Genomic DNA, 19,325 nt, shown 5'->3' with positions numbered 1-19,325 from the left:
TCATGACAAATATGCTCAAGAAAAGTGCACAGCGTGTGCAAAATACGTTGCGTGATCTGGGATACGCCAATCAGGTAGTGGAATTGCCAGACAGCACGCGAACAGCCCAAGAGGCAGCGGATGCGATTGGATGCGAAGTCGCCCAAATTGCGAAGTCGATCCTTTTTCGTCAAATGAATTCGGGTCGTCCAATACTCGTTGTCGCCAGCGGAGTGAACCGTGTGAATGAAAAGCTCATTTCGTCAATGATTCAAGACGAGCTGGGAAAAGCCGACGCCGATTTTGTGCGTGAACAGACAGGCTTTGTCATTGGCGGTGTCGCTCCTCTCGGCCATCCGACGGCGATTGAGACGATTGTGGACGAGGATCTGTTACCCTTTACTACGATTTGGGCTGCAGCCGGACATCCAAAGGCTGTGTTTGAATTGACCCCGGATGAGCTGGTTCAGATGACAGCAGGGCAGGTTATGCCTGTAAAATAGCATACTGGAACGTATAATGAGGACCTTTCCGACACTAGTAGAGAGTTTGGAATGATATTTATATCGTATAAGAGAATATTTATATTCATTTATTTTTTCTTTTTTCCGATACCTCCATTAGAAGCATATTCAACTAAGGGATAACATGGAGGGATTCATCGTGAAAAGACTTCTATCAACCAGTCTTGTTCTAGCAATCTTGACAAGTGTGCCGATGGGAATTGTACAAGCAGAGAAAACGGTGAAAGAAGAAGGAAAAGATAAAGGCAGGGAAGGCAAAGGAGAAAGAAACGATCATGGCGACGACGACGACGATGACGATGATCATGACGATGACGATGACGATGATCATGACGATGACGATGATCATGACGATGACGATGATCATGACGATGACGACGATAATCATAAATCGGACGGCGATGGCCATGGCAAAGGCAAAGAAAAAGACAAAAATGGCAAGGGGAACGATAAAAAGAAAGATTCCGCTAATCAACCGAATCCAGGTACGGATGGTAGCCCAACTCCCACTTCTCAGCAACTGAACAAGAAGGAAGCCATCAAAGAGGCTGTCAAAACGAAAAAAGAACTCATCGAGCTTCGCCAGCAGTTAAAGCATGCGACTGAGATGACCGAAGAATTGAAAGCCAAATATGAAGAACTGACCGCGCAACTGGAGCAGCAAACAGAGCTTACGCAGGCATTGGAAGTTCAAAAGGAATTGCTCGATCGCTTTTACAAGCTAGGGGATACCAGCCAATACGAAAAGTTGGGCGAACTCTATGAAAAAGCTGGAGATCAATCCCTCAAGACATTCGTAAACGGAACAGAAGTAGAGATGGACGTTCTTCCTTTTATCGAAAAAGGTCGTGCCCTGGTCCCTGTTCGGGCGATCAGCGCTTCGCTCAAGGCGGACGTCAACTGGAACAATGAAAATCGCACGGTAGAAGTTGTGCGGGGAGAAACCAAGATCACGCTTTATCTGGATTCGAGCGAAGCAGACGTGAACGGTAACAAGGTAAAGCTGGAGACAGCTCCGGTCATGAAGAATGGTCGTGTCTTTCTACCCTTGCGCTTTATCGGCGAACAGTTGAATACAAAAGTCGGTTACCAGCAGCAGGGGGACCTCATTATTATCGAGGATGGTCTGCAAGAAGGGACCGCGAGCAGCGGGGCTACAGAGGAGCAGGCAACAAACAACGAACTGACAACACCATAAATCTCGCAATGCAAAAAAGAGAGCTTGCGTGAAAACAAGCTCTCTTTTTGTTTGAAAGAAAGGAGAGGGATCATCCTCCAAAGTAATCGGCTAATCCCTTTACGATCGCATCCGTCGAGCGCTGCTGATAATCAGCTGTCCTCACGAGAGCTTCATCCTTGGCATCCGTCAAAAAGCCGAGCTCGAGGAGGACGGATGGTTGGTCGTTTTCTCGTAGTACATGGTAGTCGCCAAAAGAAATGCCGTTGCTTTTGGTACCGTACACTTGACCGAGCCTAGCTTCAATAGCGTGGGCCAACGGCTTGTCTTTTTGATCGGAATAGAAAAACGTTAACGTACCGTTTACATTTTTCGGCGAGGAATTGTAATGGATGCTGATGAACGCGTCGGCACCCTTTGCTTCACTGATCTCCACCCGATCGTGCAAGGCTGGATTTTGATCAGCTCCCGTCCGCGTCATGACCACGACGGCTCCTTTTTGGCGGAGCTTTGCCGCCAGCTTGGAGGCGGTTTGCAGGTTGGCCGTCTTTTCCAGTGTTCCAAATTTCGTTCCGATCGCCCCGACATCACTCCCACCGTGCCCAGCATCGATGACGATGATCTTTCCTTTCAAGCCAGGCTTTCCTGCGTATTTGGAGCTAGTGGCTTGCGACGGGGAAGAGATTGAGCCCGTCTTTTGTTGCTTCCCAATATAACTGCCAGACACCCATCCGGTTTCTCCGGACGATGTTCGAATTTGAAACCAGTCACTTTGCTGCCCAATGATTTCGACAGACGTATTCATAGGAAGTACTCGAACAATTCCTTGGTCCAATCCTGGCCCTTTTCGCATGCGCAATGCATCCGCTTGAACGGTACCGATCGATTTTCCGCTGGTACCTCCCTGTTTATTGGAAGGGGAGACAGCCTTCGATATGGTTGTGGAATTGTCCGTCTGTTTTAAATAATGGCCTGCGACCCATCCGGACATCTTGCCCGAGCTAATTTTGGCCCATCCGTACGACTCACCGGTTACGGAAACAATGGTGCCATAGGAAAGTAACCCTACAATGCGTGACTGTTGGGCAGGCTCGATACGCACGTTCAGCGACGTAGCCAATACGACAGCATTGTCTGTTGAAATGGCATGGGCTTGCTCTGAGTAGGGGATAGAGGTGGACAGCAGCATGGCGACGATGATGGCTGCTTTGCGAGTAATCTTCTTCATGGCTTCTCCTCATGAGTCAGTGGTTATCGTGTTGCTGATCATTATAGGAAACCTGATTTGATTCTAGTAGGGTATTTTTTCCTGAATTTTGTTTAGGTCTAAAAGGGGAAGAAACTGGAAAGGGCAGCATCGAACTGATCACAGCAGGACTCAAATGAATGAATAGCGAATGTGAAGGAAAGAAACTCCAACATTTGTCTGATAAAGTAGGAGGAGTACAATGATTACAGTCGCATTTCACAAGCAAGATGGAATTGCTCTGGGAGTTAAGACAGAGAAAGGCATTCTGGACGTGCGAGCTGCAGCTGTGCAGCATCCTGCAGAGTGGAGCCATGTCCCTATGTCCGTCGAAGCACTCATTGCAGGGGGTGCTGAGGGTAAGCAGCTCTTGGCGAGATTGACCGATGCTGTCTATGAACAAGAGAGCTTGTTTTATCAGGAAGAGGGGCTGACGCTTGCTCCGACGGTTCCGGCTACTTCCAAGATCATTTGTGTCGGGCTGAATTATAAAAAGCACGCCGATGAGTGCAACATGGCGTATCCGGCTACCCCGGTCTTGTTTAGCAAGTTCACCAATTCGCTGGCGGGACATCAGGAAGACGTACCGCTGCCTGCTACTTCTGAGAAGGTTGACTACGAGGCAGAGCTCGTGATCGTCATCGGCAAGCAGGCGAGCAACGTCTCAAAGGAAGAGGCCTTATCGTACGTCTACGGCTATTGCAACGCGAATGATGTGTCCGCTCGTGATCTGCAATTTACGACCTCGCAGTGGTTATTGGGCAAGTCGTGCGACAAGTTTTGCCCAATCGGTCCTTACCTTGTTAGCGCAGATGAAGTAGGCGATCCAGACCAACTCCAGATCCGTACGTATGTCAACGGAGAGATGCGCCAAAATTCCAACACCTCGGACATGATCTTCTCGTGTCCGGAGATCATCAGCTATATCTCCCATCACATGACCCTCAATCCTGGTGACATCATCCTGACGGGAACACCAGAGGGAGTCATTACTGGCTACCCGGTCGATCAGCAGGTCTGGTTGAAGGACAGTGACGTGGTCACGGTGGAGATCGAGAAGCTGGGTCGGTTGACCAATACATTTCGGAATGCGTAAGTAGCTCCCGGAAGGCTGGGCTAAGCTAGTAAAGAAATAGGAAAAAAGGAACAAGATGCAAAAAGATTCGGTTTGTTTTATACTATCGGAGAGTATAAGCGCAACATAGCGAGACTTCGAATGAAGTGAGAAAGCGAAACTTGTGCCCTTTGGGTACTAAGGCTTCGCCTGCGCCAATGCTTGGTTAAGCCAAGTTTCCTAATACTAAAAAAGGTAGTTCCTTTTATGTAGCCTGGAGGTGAAAGGATGGCAAATTACGTTTGTTTGCCTGATACTGCAGCCACTCATGCAAAGCCTGGAATGACAGAGGCGATACTTTGCATGGGGCGGACAACCAGATAAACCATCGCCCATGAGCGTATTGCATGTCCATTCATTTTGGCTTTGCAGACCTTATTTGACCAATCAAAATAAGGGGCTGGCAGAAATGAAATATGTGAATGCAACCGCGATTTTACCGGAAAGACTGGTCGAAGAGATCCAGAAGTACGTGCAAGGCGAGACCATCTACATCCCCAAACCGGAAACCACCTACCAGAAGTGGGGGACGCGTTCTGGCGGGAGAAAGCTGATTGATGACCGTAATCGCTCCATTAAAGCTTCCTTTAAATGCGGCAGATCGATTGATCAGCTAGCGATGGAATATTGCCTTTCCGTAGAGACGATCAAAAAAATCGTGTATACAAAATGAAGCAAATCAGATAAAAGCACTGTTGGCGGTTGACGCTCACAGTGCTTTTTGCCCGTTTAGAGTACTTCTTCAAGAAAGCTCCGAACGACCCTGCGATAGCCCTCTGGATCCGTGGAATGAATATCATGCCCGCATTCGTCAAACAGTTCGCGCTTGGTGTTGGGTCTTCGTGATGCCATCAGCTCCGCTTGAGCTACGTCGATGACAAAGCTTTTCTTTCCATGAATCAGCAGAATCGGGCAAGTAGAAGCAAGCCAATCATCCCACCACGACCCATTGCAGTTTTGCTGAGAGAACGGCATTCCTTTTAGATCGGTACGGAACCCCCAGCCTTTTTCATCCTCAAACACGCTTTCCGAAAAATAATCAATGGCTCGCAGCCCTACGCGTACGAGTGATTCTCTCAGTTCCTGAAAAGAAGCAGAACGCGCGGGGAGCTTACCCGCAAAAGAAAGGTCTCCGTTAATTTCCACACCGACGTCTTCGACAATCACTGCCTTGACCAGCTCAGGGTAGCGAGCCGCAAACTGATAAGCGTTTATTCCACCTAGAGAATGTCCCAGGATTGTGACCGGTTGTCCGCCCAGTTCCCCTCGGATGAAAGCAAGAATATCGTTCACGTAGCTTTCTCGCGAGTAATCCTTGTCAGAAGGATGCTCACTCCACCCATGACCTCGTTGATCCAGACCAATCACACGATAATCTTGCATAGCAGCAGCAAATGTTGAAAAGGTCCGCGCATCATTCATATGACCATGCAACAGGAGCAAGACATCTTGGCTATCCCCTCCAAAATCGAGGTAGGAGAGCTTTAGATTACCCGAATGGAAATACTTTCTCGTTCCCAAATGATGATTCAAAGATGGATGCATGACAATTCCTCCTCTAACGAACTGGATTTCCTCTTAACCGTATCAGATAATAGTGACAGGAAATGTCATAATTAAAAAAGTGGAGAAAAGCCATGCCGAAATCGAAAAGATTGATGGAACTAATGATGACCGTCAACCGAAAGCGAAAGTTTACGGTCAAGGAGCTCGCACAAGAGTTTGGCGTCTCACAGCGTACGATCTTGCGGGACTTACAGGAGCTGAGTGAGCTAGGAGTCCCCTTGTATTCTGAAGTGGGGCCACATGGTGGATACCAGGTATTGAAGGAACGGATACTGCCGCCGATTGCCTTTTTAGAGGAAGAAGCCGTCGCCATCTTTTTTGCGATTCATGCCCTCCGTCACTACTCGTCTCTTCCTTTCGAGACGGAAGCTTCTTCGGCATTGCGGAAATTTTATCAGTACATGCCAAATGACATCCGGGATCGGATAGATCAGATGAAAAACCGGGTGGATTTCGTGACCCCTACCAGACAAGTCAGCTCTCCGCATTTGGCCATCCTGCTCGAAGCGGCCATCCAGCAAAAAGTCTTGCTCATCGACTACGAATCCCGCGACAAACCATCCAAGCGCGAGATCCAACCGATCGGGATCTATACAAGAAACGGTCTATGGTACTGCCCTGCGTATTGCTACCAGAGTGATGAAATCCGTGTATTTCGGTGTGACCGTATCCATGCGGCAGTTGATTCGGATTCGCAACCGATGGATCTACGGAATATTCATTTGGGGAATCGAGAATCGGATACGAAAGGAGTGCAAGTGGGTGGAACCCTTTTCGCCGAACTGACAAAAGAAGGTGTCCAGGCGTGCGAGGCTGAGCATTGGCTAGTACCCACGCTACATGTTCGACAGGATGGCACCGGATGGGTTGAGGGCTATCTGCCGAAGAGTGACATCCCGTTTTTTACAAAGTTCTTTATCGGACTTGGTAAGGAAGTGACGGTGAAGAGTCCGACTGAGCTATTGGATGAGATCAGGAGAAACTTGACGGAGCTCATGACGAAGTACATGTGACTGTCATGTATTACCAATCGTATTTATTGGTAAGAACACATGATCATTCAATCGTAAAGAAAGAGGAACTCCTATGAAATCTGCGAAACACCTCAAAACTGTACTTGCTTTGTGCCTCACTTTTTTACTCGTTCCACATGCTGTACAAGCTGAGCAGCCGAGCACCACGATAAGTGACGATGTCCCGACAGAAAGGGAGATTCAGGTACCCCCAGGTTTGACCGAACCATTCTTTGTTCCCTTTATGAGATCGTCTCAGGACTGGGATGATTATCGTAAACCGTTCCCCTCTTTCGCACTCGTATCCCCCGCTGGAAAAGTAATAGGCACGCAGGAATACACGTATTGGCCAGGCTACATCAGTCCCCTCAAAAATGGATATGGCTTCTTTAAGACGGGTAACATGTTCAAGTTCAGCGAGTATATCATTTACGACAAGCAAGGGAATATCCAAAAGACGGCTGCGTACGACCATTCCTTCACGCAAATGGATGGCGAATGGTTTTTATATCAGCCAGAAGCGGGACTGTCTTACTTTTACAATGCTCGCACCAAAGCCACCAAACTACTTACCGGTGATGAAAAATGGTGGAGTATCCCCGATCAATACACGGGTAAAGTAGCGTACGATATTCATCACTACCCTTTTGTGAAAAATCACGTGGTGAATGGCGCGCTAATCTCTTACAAAATTGGTTTGAAAGATATGAATGGAAACGTAACCTGCCAGCCCTTTTTCGATGAATATATGGGGTACAGCGAAGGATTACACCGCGTCAAAATAAATGGCATGACTCACTTCATTACGCACGAAGGAAAAGTCGTATTGAAGCCTTCACGCAATTACAAGGTGGAATCCAACTTTCATTCGGGCGTATTCATCGTATCCGGGAAAAAGGATCAGGACGAATTTTATTTGCTGATGGACAAAAAAGGAGCCTTCGTTTCCAAAAAGTACGCGTTTATTAGGGAGACGAGTGATGGTCAGTTTCTTGCTGTTTCGAAAACAAAAGATGGTTACTTCTTTCAGAAAATCAGTGCGATGGACAAGGCAACTACCACACTACCGTACAAGCTGGATCGACCAGAGGAACTGAAGCAGCTGAGTCAGACCGGCAAGCTGTTTCACACAGATGCCCATATCGTTACGGATATTGCAAATAAACAGCCATTTCCCTTTCCGCACAAACTGCTCACGCCACCGAGAAATGAGACTGTTGCGATGGAATACACCCTTGCTGGCATGAAACGAATGGGCGCGTTTTCTCATGAGGGAAGACAAATCTATTCGAGACCGGTGAAGTAGTTGCCCTCGTATGCCAAGATCATTTCCGAATCATCTTCTCCATTTGAACCAACCACCAAAACGTTTAGTCTGTAAGAGTAGAGACTAACACGCATGGCGGGTAATGGAGTGAGAATGATGAATCCCTTTATGAAAAGCTATCAATACAACTATATAAAAGCACAAACGAAAATCTTGCTGAATGGACTGTCTGCCAGCAGTGATGCGAGTGTTCACCGGGCGCGAAAAGATATCGCCAAAGAAAATGTAGCACGCCTGTTTCCTGCGATGAACGAGGAGCAGCAGCAATTGCTTCATCCGATTGTGGACATCGCTGAAAATGCCGATGTGAAGCGATATCTGACTCAGCTGCAACCGTATGTGGTCCCGTTTCCGGTAGTGACCGATCAGACACTCAAAAAGCTTTTTCCGAAAGCGAAAAAGCTGAAAGTCCCGTCTGTCAAAGACTTGAACCTGCAAGAGCATTCCTACGTTAGCTGGCAGGATGACGGGACGCAAAAAAAATACCTGATTGCCGAATACCAAGGAAAGCTGGTCGGCTTTCAAGGTGCGTTTACCCTCATGAATCAAAAAGGAATGTGCGCCTTGTGCAACCAGTTTGAAGAGGTAGGCATGTTTATTTCGGAAATCAAAAGCTCAGGTGACGGAGCATATCTCAAACGCGGAAACTACATTTGCCAAAACAGCCAGACTTGTAATCAAAACATCATTACGCTGGATAAGCTGGATGACTTTGTCGTGATGATGACACAATGAGAATAGCCTCTCTTGTTCGATATTGTCCATGCTTCAAAGAAACCCTGATTTTCTGCTAAGAAGAAAATCAGGGTTTTATTTATATCCTAAGTGACAGTTGTAGATGTTATCCCAATTGTTTTTCTTTCCAAAAGATTGTAATACCGAGTCCTATGACAATAATGACAGCAGAGAAAAGATACGGAAAGTTGATGTTTACATCAAATAAGATCCCGCCCAACGCTGGTCCCACGATATTGCCCAAGCTCGTATAGGTTGAGTTCATTCCGGCAACGAACCCTTGCTCGATCCCGGCAGCTCTGGATAAAAATGTCGTCAGTGCCGGACGAAGCAAGTCAAAGGCGAGGAAGATGAAGCACGTTACTGTCAGTACGGTCCAGAAACCGGAGATCATAGTGGAGACTGCAGCCAATATCGCACCTGCAATCAAACAGATTTGGATCAGCTTCTTTTCCCCGAGTCTGTCCACCATTTTTCCAAACAGAAAAATTTGCACAATCACTCCGAAGATGGAGCTGATCGTAATAATGACGGCAATGTCCTTGGGCGTGAAGCCGAATTTATGGTCGGAAAACAGGCTGAATACCGTTTCATAGGCCGATAAACCGAAAGCGAGCACAAACACAATGATAAAGGCAATGAAGTAAAGAGGCTGAAGCGATCTTTTAAAATCGCTGATAAAGTTGGCTTGCTTTGCATTCGCAGCAATTTCTGCAAGCTGTGTCTTTGTCAGCGGCTCTTTTAAAACGAAAATCGATGAAACACATGCAACAAAGGCAATGGCAGCCGCAAAAAGGAAGGGCATGCGTATACCGTATTCTGCTAGAAAGCCGCCGATGCCAGGCCCTATAATAAAGCCGGTGCTAATGGCAGCGGACATATACCCCATCGCTTGCGGCCGTTCCTCATCGGATGTAACATCCGCAATATAGGCAGTAACGCCCGGCATGATGAAGGCTGCGCTAATTCCCCCCAAAACCCGTGCGATATAAAGTACTGATACATTCGTGCCCAAACCGAAAATCAGCTCCGAAACAGCAAAAAGGAATAAGCCGATGATGATCATTTTCTTTCTGCCGTAACGGTCGACCCAACGTCCTGTGAACGGTGACATAATCAGCTGAGCCATCGCAAATACGGCTACCAGATAGCCCATCGTTTGTCCAGTCAAATGCATGAGATTCATAAAAGACGGCATGACGGGGATGACGAGTCCGATGCCTAGAAACGCGATGAAGATGTTGCTTAAAAGTATAATCAATACCATTTTTTGATCTTTCATTGTCTTCTTCATATCTATACCTCATTATTTTCAAGAATCAATGATGAGAAATTCCCCTCCAATATACCGTCCAAGAGGCTTCCAGTTTATCTTTTAGTCGTTTCTCATCATTGCCGTACACAAGCTCGAGCGTAAGAGAATCCACGATACCCAAGAAGGCGAGGGTCGTCGTTTTTGCCGAATCCCCAAAGATGGCTCCTGCATCGATCCAGTCCTGAAACTTCCTTTCCAGCACCACCTGTATCTTATCCTCGATATCGATCACTTCGAATTCAACCGCTTTTGCAAGGTGAGCCGGCGGAAAAAAAGACATGCGCAGCCAAAACTTTAATTGCACATTTTTTTGGAACAGATCAATCATCAGTTGCAGAAATCCGTATAAATCCTTCTCGGGATTTTGCGAGCCGTTGTTGCTGAAATAGTGAAGCTTGGAAGATAGCTCAACCTCTTTCGCATCGCGCAAGACCTGCAAAAAAAGATCATCCTTGCCTTTAAAGTGAGCGTAAAGCGATTGCTTTTTCATCCCGACTTCATCAGCTATTTGAGCAAGGGATGCTCCCTCATAACCATGAAGCGTGAAATATTTGAGACCAGCGGCCTTAATATCATCGAATTTCAATAAGATCACCTCAAAGTTGCCATTTAGTTAACGAACGTTCGTCAGTTATTGTATCAAATGAAATAAATTATAGCAATGCCGAGACAGCGAAATGGGTTTATTGATAGCGAAAAAAAGACCGAGCGCTGATGACAGCAAAGCTCGGTCTTGTTCTCTATCGGATGCTCTTCTCTAGTAAGGCTGAATTTCTTCCCCCGACTCAATATCGATTACCTTGGTATTGTCTTTAGGAGTTGGGATCTCTTTGCTCTCGGGAGCTTTGTCGTTTTCCTCCACCCATTTGATTAGCATGTCAAAGCTCTGATGAACGTATGGAAGAAGTGGCTGCAGCTCATGATCCGCATCCGACTTGCTCCATACGAGGCTGTCCACGTGGTTGCCTTTTTCCACCATGTAGAGGCGGTGCAAATCTCCTTTTCCTGCTTTCTTCACAAGCTCCGCGTACCCTTTTGCATGCACATCCGGGAAGATGAGGGTATCCCAGGAACCAGCGACAGTGATGAGTGGGACGTTAATGTTTCCAGTATTTTCGATGGCGGCGACGTTATTTTTCACGCTGCCAGGTCTTTTGAAATAATCGTAATCCGCAAACGCATCGTCGTTGCTGCGGTCGCGAAGGCCCTTTTCATCAAAATTCAAGTAGTCGCGCCAGTCGAGTCGTTGGGGGGCTTTGGGATCAAACTCATCCCGATAAAGATTCAGGCTAATGAACCAGTAGACTTGATCATGATACGCCCACAATTTTTCCGAGCCTTTCGGGACACCTGCATCATATAGAGCCTCTGCAGCTTTTTCTTTTTCCGCACCCGAACCAAAGACTGCTTGCTTTGCATGGTTAACGACTGGGGTCAAAGACGAGATCAGATTGGCCTCCTTGGCGCGCCACATGACGCCTTCCCAATCTACGCCGCCATCGTAGAGCTTGGGTTCTTTCGTCTTTTTGGGGTCGTCGTTTTCCAGCGCATAGCGGACAACGTATCCTCCATTGGAGATCCCCATCGCATAGGTAGGAACAGGGTGATTTTTGGATACCAGCTTGCTGGCTGGATTTTTCTTGTCTTTGCTAGCAATCAGCTGGTCAGAATAGTTGCTGGCCAAGTAAGCTTGAGCCGCTTTGGTCACCTGACGGTAGCGGAGGTTCCACTCGCTGATGGAATCATCCTCGGAAACGAGTGCATCTTTGGATTTGGCAAAGGGATCGTTTGGGTCGATTTCGCCCTGCGTCCCTTTGTCGATGGCAGCGAAAGCAAACCCTTTTTCCAATACGTAGTCGCTGAACAGCAAATCGGTAGAAGTCTCATTACGTGTGGCCGGGATGCCTGCAACCACCAGTTTCCCATTCCAGTCGGCAGGGACGCGGATGACGAACTTCGCATCTTCAAACATGCCATTGACTTGTATTCCAGCTACTTCGGCAGGCTGGTACATGCGATACCATCCGGTCTGATCGTCTTTGGAGCCCCAGACGCTGGGAGCCAGTCCGATGTTCCCAAATTGAGTCGCGGATGCGTATTGCCCAGGGTTTTTCGTGGTGAGCCCACCAGTCGATCCGTCGAATTTGGTTACGGTAACGCTGTGCGCACCCGGGATGACGGGAGAGTAGGCTGCGTGCACTTGGGTAACAGGGATAGACGTGACGGCGAGCGTGGAAAGCAAGAGTGCTGCCATCGAAAGTGACGTCCAATTTCTCATCAGTAAGTTCCTCCTTGATTTTGGAAGCGATTTCATCTATCTGCTAGGAAAAGCAAGTATCGTACCGAATGTAGAAGTGTAGGAATTATGCGAAAAATTCTAATAAACGTCGCGTAAATGCGACATAAAGTGCGTTTCTCTTTTGCGACATGATTCGATTCTGCGACAGCTAGATATACACATACACTTATAAAAGGGCCACAAAAGGAGGCACTGCCATGCTATCCCCCAAATTCCTTCACTTTCTCGATTCTTTGCAGATGGGCATGATGATTATTGATCGGGAGGGCATCATTCTTCATGTCAATCAAGTCGGGTGTCATCTGCTGGGCCTTAGGCTGTTGGAAGTCAAACAGCATCATGTCTCCAGAATTACGCCGGGCGCGGACATCATGCAGGTGATCAGGGATGGAAAAGCGAGCCTGCGAGTAGAGATTCGCTTCGGTGACAAGATGTTGCTCGTTGACCGAATTCCTTATGTAGAGGAAGGCAAGATCATTGGGGCGATATCCGTATTTCAGGACATCACGTCCTACGAGGCTGCGACGCAGAAAATATCCGAGCAGGAACGGGAGCTTCATCAGTTTCGGGAACTGGTCGAACAACTATATGATGGCATCGTGATGTGCGATCGGAATGGAATCGTGACGATGATCAATCAGGCATACTGCGATTTTCTGGAAACAACGATGGAAGAGGCAATTGGCAAACCAATCACTGAAGTTATCGAAAACACGCGGATGCCTCAAGTCATGGAAACGGGAAAGGCAGAGCTCGGTCACCTGATGCGAGTGGGAAACCGCGATATCATCGTGAGCCGCATGCCGATGCGCGAGGATGACAAGGTCATTGGAGCGATGGGAAAAGTCATTTTTAATGACCTTCGTGAGCTGCGAAATATGGTAGAGCGGTACAACATCATGGAGCGAAAGCTGGATTACTACCGACAAGAACTGAAGCGTGTGGTCGGGACCCGTTACTCCTTTGATTCCATTTTTGCCGATCACCACTTGTTGAAAGAGACGATCCATCTGGCGAAAAAAGTAGCATCCTCGCGATCCTCTATCCTGATTCTGGGAGAGAGCGGAACAGGTAAAGAATTGTTTGCTCAGGCCATCCACGGAGTCAGTGCGCGTGCGGAAGGTCCTTTTATCCGAGTCAATTGCGCAGCGATCCCCAAAGATCTCATGGAAGCGGAGCTGTTTGGATACGAGGACGGGGCGTTTACCGGGGCGAGAAAGGGCGGCAAGCCAGGCAAAGTCGAGCTGGCACATGGTGGAACTCTTTTTCTAGATGAAATCGGTGACATGCCGCTCGATATGCAAGTGAAAATGCTGCGGGTGCTGCAGGAAAAAGAAGTGGAGAGGATCGGAGCCACGCGTCCGACACAGGTCGATATTCGGGTGATTGCCGCTACCCATCGACCTTTGGAAAAGCTGATGGAGGAAGGCAAGTTCAGAGAAGATCTGTATTACCGACTGAATGTCTTCACGATCAATATCCCGCCGCTGCGTGTCCAGACCGGCTCCATCCTTTCCATGGCCCAGCATCTCATCCAAAAACTGAATCGTGAGCTGTACACGTCTGTCAATGGACTAAGTCCACGAGTCGAAGATGTGTTTCTCTCCCACAGCTGGCCGGGCAATGTCAGGGAGCTGCATAATGTTTTGGAGAGAGCCATTCAACTGGCGGACTACGGGAATCTGGAGCTGGAGCATTTGCCGACATACTTGCAGGAGAGAAAAGTCGTCGTGAATGGAGAAAGTGTGACGCTCGATTTAGACGCGGAGCTGGCGAAGACAGAGAAAAAGGTGCTCACCATGGCGTTGCAGAAAGCGGAAGGGAACAAAGTAAAGGCGGCGAGCTTGTTGGGGATACATCGGGCGAGCCTTTATCGGAAGCTGGAGAAGTTCGGGATGGATGTTACCTAAGCGAGGAGAGATCTCTCATGAACATCGTCGCATGGAACTGCAGGCAGGCCTTTCGTAAAAAGGTGGGAAAGCTTGTGCCCTTTTGTCCCAAGGTCGCGGTTATTTCCGAATGTGAATCGCTAGAAAAGCTGGCTGGGAGCCATGAATCTTTGTTCGCGTACTCGCTATGGGTTGGGGACAATCCCCATAAAGGACTTGGGGTGTTTAGTTCTTCCGAGCATCCGTTAACCGTCCATCCTGCCTACGACGACCGTTTCCACTGGATCGTTCCTATCCGGGTGACGGGCCCAGAGTCGTTTACCATGCTGGCTGTCTGGACCAAAGACCATAAGGACAGGAAGCAGAGCTACGTCGGGCAATTGTTTTTGGCTCTCCAAGAATACCAGTCGATTTTAAAGGAAGAGACCTGCCTCGTGGTGGGTGACCTCAACAGCAACGCTATCTGGGACAGCCTTCCCCGAGTAGGAAATCATACTGCCGTCGTCCACATGCTGAGGGAGCATGGGATGGAGAGTGCCTATCACTGGTTCTTTCAGGAGCAGCACGGATTAGAGTCTATTCCTACGTACTACTTTCATCATCATAGGGAGAAAGGGTACCACATTGATTATGGCTTCCTGCCTGTTGCTTGGATGGATCGTCTGGAGTCAGTGCGTGTGGGGGCATATGAGGAGTGGCGGGAGTGGAGTGATCATGTGCCGGTGGTGATTGGGATTAAGTGTTCAGAGATAATAAATTTTAGACTAGATAATAAAGTACTAGATTGAAAAATAAAGTTTTAGACTAGCAGGATCATTACGCTAAAGGGCAGTTTTGCGAAGTCAGATATTTGACATAATCAAGAGAAAACGGTCGCCTGTTTTCAGCCGACCGTTTTTCATTCTCATTTATTTGCTCCGTTTAAGATACTAAGCGAATCGTTAATTGCAGATTTGCACTGGCCTGCATCAGGATTTCCTGAACGAACTGCTGCTAATACAACGTCAATCGTTCCATCAATTTGGGTCCATGTATTACCATCTATTTTCCTAAGCTTAGGCTCAGATGTGTCCCATTGATGTTCCAAATTGTCAGCGCCTTTTTTCGCCGAAGCAAATTCATTTGCGTTTACATAGTTTAGCATATCACTTTCGATTTTAACAAAATCCGTTAATTGTGCAGCTAATTTATTTTGTGGAGAATCGGTTTGCGATGCTAATTTATTTGCTCCGTTTAAGATACTAAGCGAATCGTTAATTGCAGATTTGCACTGGCCTGCATCAGGATTTCCTGAACGAACTGCTGCTAATACAACGTCAATCGTTCCATCAATTTGGGTCCATGTATTACCATCTATTCTCCTAAGCTTAGGCTCAGATGTGTCCCATTGATGTTCCAAATTGTCAGCGCCTTTTTTCGCCGAAGCAAAGTCATTTGCGTTTACATAGTTTAGCATATCGCTTTCTATTTTAACAAAATCTGTTAATTGTCCAGCTAATGTAGCCTGTGGAGAATCGGTTTGCGATGCTAATTTATTTGCTCCGTTTAAGATACTAAGCGAATCGTTAATTGCAGATTTGCACTGGCTGCCATCAGGGTTTCCTGAACGAACTGCTGCTAATACAGCGTCAATAGTTGCATCAATTTGGGTCCATGTTGTGCCATCTATTTTTCTGAACTTTGGCTCCAATGTATCCCATTGGTGTTCTAAATCGTCAGCACCTTTTTCCGCTGAAGCAAAGTCATTTGCGTTTACATATTTTAGCATATCACTTTCGATTTTAACAAAAACTGTTAATTGTCCAGCTAATGTAGCTTGTGGAGAATCAGTTTGCGTTGCTATACTATTGCTTAACCTAACATAACCGCCTAAACCAACAACTAAGAAAATACACAGGACCACAACGGTTTGCGTCAAAATATTTTTCTTGCTTCCATTTGCTTGGTTTGTTTCTACTGTTTCACTTTTTGCTGTTGTATCAATTTTTGTAACAGCAAGAAAAATGATTATCGCTAAAATAGCTATAAGAAAAATTACACTAGTAACTGTTGTCCCCAAGCCTAACCCGCCATTAATTTTTGATTGAGATAAGTAATCTCCTAATGATGCTCCGAGTGGACGAGTAAGAATATACGCAACCCAAAACGCTAATATCCCATCAAGTTTCAAAAATTTCCATGCCAAGAATACGCAAGCTATTATAATAACGACTGTCATTCCTGTGTAAAGATAGCCAAGACCGAGTTGTTCGGAATATAAATCGCCGACTGCGGTTCCAAGTGCAAATGTGAAAAGGATGGTAAGCCAATAGAAAACTTCTCTTTTTCTTGTATGAATCGAGTGTATCGAGAGTGTTTTTTCACTAAGATACCAAAAAAGAAAAGTTAATCCTAGTAGCACGGAGAAAACTGTTGTACTAGTCTCAAGTGGTATTCCGACATTGTCTGTCAAATTATCAGTTACCAACGTCCCAAATACGCTAATAAGCACAACCGTTAGCCAATATATCCCTGGAACATAATTAGTTGTTCTGAATTGAAAATACAATACAATGAAAAACGCTATTCCCATGATTATTGTAGTGAGAGTTAAACCATATCCGAGACTGAAATTTAGGAAATCGGCAAATGTTTCACCGACAGTCGTGCATAAAACCTTAATTATCCAGAAGAAAATAGTAACTTCAGGTACCTTGCTAAGTAATATTTTCAATTTGTTTTGGTTCGCTTCCATACATAATCTCCTTTTTTAGCAGTGGTTTCCCACAACTTGATTTTTATTTCTCCCTCAATCTATAAAAGAAATCTGTTTTTCAAACACGTTATAGTGAGATTAAAATAACAGTAATATAGTAGGATGAAAATAACATGAAAAAACTATCAACAATTACACAAAAAAATCTACGTACTAGCTTAAACTCCGTCGCCATGGGTTTATTGCCGATGTATATGTGAAACTACAATTCAGAAGGCAAGGCATAGCCAGAAGATTGACAAATGCAACATTGGATTTGGTTTTCAGAAAATAATATCTGATTATTCAGACGTGTGACAAGTGATGAGGTTAGTCCTTTGTATGAATCAATAGGCTTTACAGCAACAAATGAAATGGGAATGTTCTGATAACTCAACTAAACTAATGGGTTCGATAGCTTAACAAAAACATCAGAGGCTGCTGGAGATATGATCCGGCAGCCTCGTTATGCTATTGGGCAGGATTATTGGGAAACGAACGTATTTAACACAAGCTCAATTATGTTAAGTAGAGACAATTATACAATCGAAAAATGGGACGCCACCTAATCTGGCGTCCAAACAGGGGAAAGGTCCTTGACGAAATTCCACTCAAACATATCGGTTGCCTATATTATTTCTCTTGCCTTAACATACCTTTTCAGCCAAAGCGGACTTCTCCATCTAGTAATTGTTACTCCGGGTGGTGATTTGTAGGTGTTCAACATTCTGCCATTTCCAATATCAATTCCAACGTGACCAATCCGATTGTCTGAGTAACGATTGCGCCTAAAAAAGATGAGATCACCAGGTTCAACATTTCTCTGTTGTATTGATCTACCACTGCTTGCTTGAGCTCTACTGGTCCTAGGTAGATGGATACCATTTTGTTTGAAGATATACTGGATATAAGATGAACAATCAAATCTTCTGCTAATGGGATAGGGACGCGCTCCGAATTTGTACTTGGTCCCTAGTAAGGATCTTCCTAAGGAAATTATGGGGCCAGCTAATTCTGTTTGCTGTTTGATTGTTAGAGTTTTATTCGTTTTCGTGGTTCTCTTTCGTGGAAGTGATCGAAAACCAACCGTAGGGATGATTACTTTTATTCCTGATGCTATCGGTTCCCTCAGCGTAGTATTCACTGCTAGAAGTTTTTTGACAGTTGTGTTCAATAATCTTGAGATACTTTGGAGCGTATCACCACGAAGTGTAACAAAAAAACGACCTGGCTGGCGAATGACTACGCGTTTCTTTGTTAAACAAAATTTTGCGTCTACATTAAATAGACGACTTATTGAACGAAGACTAACAAAACGTTCATTTTTGACTACTAGGAGGTGATCAATACGGAATGAGACACCCTCGCGTTTTGCAAATATTCCCATTTTAGGAATCGTTACGAGTTCCGATCCGTCAGTCACAACGAACGACTGCTGATGAACCCTAAAAAAGTCGTACTCGATGATTTCCAATAGACTTCTTAAAGCCAGATAATTTATCCCATTAACACGGATAAGGTGAATATTATTGAAGACTCTTCTGCGTTTTGTGAAATAGTCCCTTTGGAATAACAGTAGTTTTATCCTTGTCGATTTGAGAGACATCATCATCCTCCATTCACTCATATGAACAGCATTCGTAGAGAAGTAATGTAATGAAACTCGAATAGCGGAAATGGGTTAACTACTTACTTCATAGAAAAGAAATAAGTCCCTTCCTCACAGAAGGGACACGGGTAGGGTGAAATGGAACAGTAGTATAAATGTTCCATTTTCAAGATATGAAAAACGGTTTCTTGAGGAAACGGGTGGTTAGCCCCTTTTTCTTGTATTTAGCAATAATTGGACCTACCACAGAGTGAACCTGTTGTGCAGAGATAATAAAGTTTTAGACCGATTAATAAAGAATTAGACTGGCATTCAGCTATTCAAATAAACCAGCTAATAGGATGTCAACATTTTTCATTAAACGTGTTTATGTTTAATTGTTATACTGAAATTGAGCATGGCAAATAACCATCCGTCGCAATGATGGAAGGATTTATCTCTATTGTTGCTTATTGGTATTAAGCAAGATCAAGGAAAGTTTCTTTACGCTTTAAGAGGGTAAAAATCCAGTGGATCAGTTTGTTCGCACAAGCAACGACCGTGACTTTAAATGGCTTTCCTTCATCGCGTTTTCTGTCATAAAACTCTTTTAGTTTCTTATTGCGTGAACTCCTGATACCGCATAGGACAGCCATATATAAGGCATGTCGCAGCCTGCTGGAACCTCTTTTCGTGATTCGATTAATTGTTGCAGTGAACTTGCCAGAAGAATGCACGCTGGGATCGATTCCGGCAAAGGCAACAAGTTTTTTAGGGTGATTAAACCGCTCTATCTCACCAATTTCAGAGATAATCGTT

17 protein-coding genes and 1 pseudogene are annotated in these 19,325 nt (G+C 45.7%); 10 read left to right on the top strand and 8 right to left on the bottom strand.

Features of this window, described 5'->3' with window-relative positions:
- Nucleotides 1-2 precede the first annotated feature (2 nt).
- Together AN963_RS13300 and AN963_RS13295 are read left to right on the top strand one after the other, a co-directional pair.
- A complete protein-coding gene (locus tag AN963_RS13300; protein WP_055745060.1) occupies nucleotides 3-482 on the top strand; it encodes a YbaK/EbsC family protein in 480 nt (159 codons plus the stop codon).
- 160 nt (nucleotides 483-642) lie between these two features.
- Nucleotides 643-1,701, top strand: a complete 1,059-nt coding sequence (locus tag AN963_RS13295) for a copper amine oxidase N-terminal domain-containing protein (protein ID WP_055745059.1) — start codon at nucleotides 643-645, stop codon at nucleotides 1,699-1,701.
- Nucleotides 1,702-1,771: 70 nt separating this feature from the next.
- Here the strand turns inward: AN963_RS13295 and AN963_RS13290 are convergent, their stop codons facing one another.
- Entirely contained in the window at nucleotides 1,772-2,908 is a 1,137-nt protein-coding gene (locus AN963_RS13290) for an N-acetylmuramoyl-L-alanine amidase (RefSeq protein ID WP_055745058.1), read from the bottom strand.
- A gap of 220 nt (nucleotides 2,909-3,128) precedes the next feature.
- On the opposite strand from AN963_RS13290, the gene AN963_RS13285 reads away from it, so the two are divergent.
- Together AN963_RS13285 and AN963_RS13280 are read left to right on the top strand one after the other, a co-directional pair.
- A complete protein-coding gene (locus tag AN963_RS13285) occupies nucleotides 3,129-4,022 on the top strand; it encodes a fumarylacetoacetate hydrolase family protein (RefSeq protein ID WP_055745057.1) in 894 nt (297 codons plus the stop codon).
- A gap of 427 nt (nucleotides 4,023-4,449) precedes the next feature.
- Entirely contained in the window at nucleotides 4,450-4,713 is a 264-nt protein-coding gene (locus tag AN963_RS13280) for a CD3324 family protein (RefSeq protein ID WP_055745056.1), read from the top strand.
- Nucleotides 4,714-4,769: 56 nt separating this feature from the next.
- Here AN963_RS13280 and AN963_RS13275 read toward each other — a convergent pair whose 3' ends face one another.
- Nucleotides 4,770-5,585: an alpha/beta fold hydrolase gene (locus tag AN963_RS13275; protein WP_055745055.1), complete on the bottom strand. Its 816-nt coding sequence runs from the start codon at nucleotides 5,583-5,585 to the stop codon at nucleotides 4,770-4,772.
- A 92-nt stretch (nucleotides 5,586-5,677) separates the two neighbouring features.
- On the opposite strand from AN963_RS13275, the gene AN963_RS13270 reads away from it, so the two are divergent.
- The 3 genes from AN963_RS13270 (at nucleotide 5,678) to AN963_RS13260 (ending at nucleotide 8,681) form a co-directional block, all read left to right on the top strand.
- Entirely contained in the window at nucleotides 5,678-6,619 is a 942-nt protein-coding gene (locus AN963_RS13270) for a helix-turn-helix transcriptional regulator (RefSeq protein ID WP_055745054.1), read from the top strand.
- 73 nt (nucleotides 6,620-6,692) lie between these two features.
- Nucleotides 6,693-7,925 carry a hypothetical protein gene (locus AN963_RS13265; RefSeq protein ID WP_055745053.1) on the top strand — a complete coding sequence of 411 codons (1,233 nt, stop codon included), beginning with the start codon at nucleotides 6,693-6,695 and terminating at the stop codon, nucleotides 7,923-7,925.
- A gap of 129 nt (nucleotides 7,926-8,054) precedes the next feature.
- Nucleotides 8,055-8,681 carry a FusB/FusC family EF-G-binding protein gene (locus AN963_RS13260; RefSeq protein WP_236707979.1) on the top strand — a complete coding sequence of 209 codons (627 nt, stop codon included), beginning with the start codon at nucleotides 8,055-8,057 and terminating at the stop codon, nucleotides 8,679-8,681.
- A gap of 106 nt (nucleotides 8,682-8,787) precedes the next feature.
- Here AN963_RS13260 and AN963_RS13255 read toward each other — a convergent pair whose 3' ends face one another.
- The 3 genes from AN963_RS13255 to AN963_RS13245 all read right to left on the bottom strand — a co-directional run bounded on the left by AN963_RS13255 (nucleotide 8,788) and on the right by AN963_RS13245 (nucleotide 12,274).
- Nucleotides 8,788-9,975, bottom strand: coding sequence for an MFS transporter (locus tag AN963_RS13255; protein WP_055745051.1), 1,188 nt, complete (start codon nucleotides 9,973-9,975; stop codon nucleotides 8,788-8,790).
- Nucleotides 9,976-10,000: 25 nt separating this feature from the next.
- The gene (locus AN963_RS13250; RefSeq protein WP_055745050.1) at nucleotides 10,001-10,582 is read right to left on the bottom strand and encodes a TetR/AcrR family transcriptional regulator; all 582 of its coding nucleotides are present in this window, start codon (nucleotides 10,580-10,582) and stop codon (nucleotides 10,001-10,003) included.
- Between the two features lie 171 nt (nucleotides 10,583-10,753).
- Nucleotides 10,754-12,274, bottom strand: coding sequence for an alpha/beta hydrolase (locus AN963_RS13245; RefSeq protein ID WP_236707978.1), 1,521 nt, complete (start codon nucleotides 12,272-12,274; stop codon nucleotides 10,754-10,756).
- A 218-nt stretch (nucleotides 12,275-12,492) separates the two neighbouring features.
- Here AN963_RS13245 and AN963_RS13240 point away from each other — a divergent pair, with 218 nt between their 5' ends.
- Complete coding sequence (locus AN963_RS13240) at nucleotides 12,493-14,205, top strand: sigma 54-interacting transcriptional regulator (RefSeq protein WP_055745049.1); 1,713 nt, start codon at nucleotides 12,493-12,495, stop codon at nucleotides 14,203-14,205.
- A 17-nt stretch (nucleotides 14,206-14,222) separates the two neighbouring features.
- Entirely contained in the window at nucleotides 14,223-14,972 is a 750-nt protein-coding gene (locus tag AN963_RS13235) for an endonuclease/exonuclease/phosphatase family protein (protein ID WP_055745048.1), read from the top strand.
- 1,190 nt (nucleotides 14,973-16,162) lie between these two features.
- On the opposite strand, the pseudogene AN963_RS31705 reads toward AN963_RS13235, so the two are convergent.
- Nucleotides 16,163-16,918: pseudogene (locus AN963_RS31705) on the bottom strand (COG4705 family protein); the annotation flags it as partial.
- Between the two features lie 202 nt (nucleotides 16,919-17,120).
- Between AN963_RS31705 and AN963_RS32555 the strand changes: the two are divergent.
- Nucleotides 17,121-17,213 carry a hypothetical protein gene (locus AN963_RS32555; RefSeq protein ID WP_152985694.1) on the top strand — a complete coding sequence of 31 codons (93 nt, stop codon included), beginning with the start codon at nucleotides 17,121-17,123 and terminating at the stop codon, nucleotides 17,211-17,213.
- Nucleotides 17,214-17,546: 333 nt separating this feature from the next.
- Here the strand turns inward: AN963_RS32555 and AN963_RS13225 are convergent, their stop codons facing one another.
- Together AN963_RS13225 and AN963_RS13220 are read right to left on the bottom strand one after the other, a co-directional pair.
- Nucleotides 17,547-18,305, bottom strand: a complete 759-nt coding sequence (locus AN963_RS13225; RefSeq protein ID WP_236708029.1) for an NlpC/P60 family protein — start codon at nucleotides 18,303-18,305, stop codon at nucleotides 17,547-17,549.
- 680 nt (nucleotides 18,306-18,985) lie between these two features.
- On the bottom strand, nucleotides 18,986-19,325 hold a 340-nt coding region (locus AN963_RS13220), incomplete at its 5' end, for a transposase (protein WP_152985658.1).

This window comes from Brevibacillus choshinensis, assembly GCF_001420695.1.
Classification (GTDB): Bacteria; Bacillota; Bacilli; order Brevibacillales; family Brevibacillaceae; genus Brevibacillus; species Brevibacillus choshinensis.
This window is presented reverse-complemented; position numbering and strand designations above follow the sequence as displayed.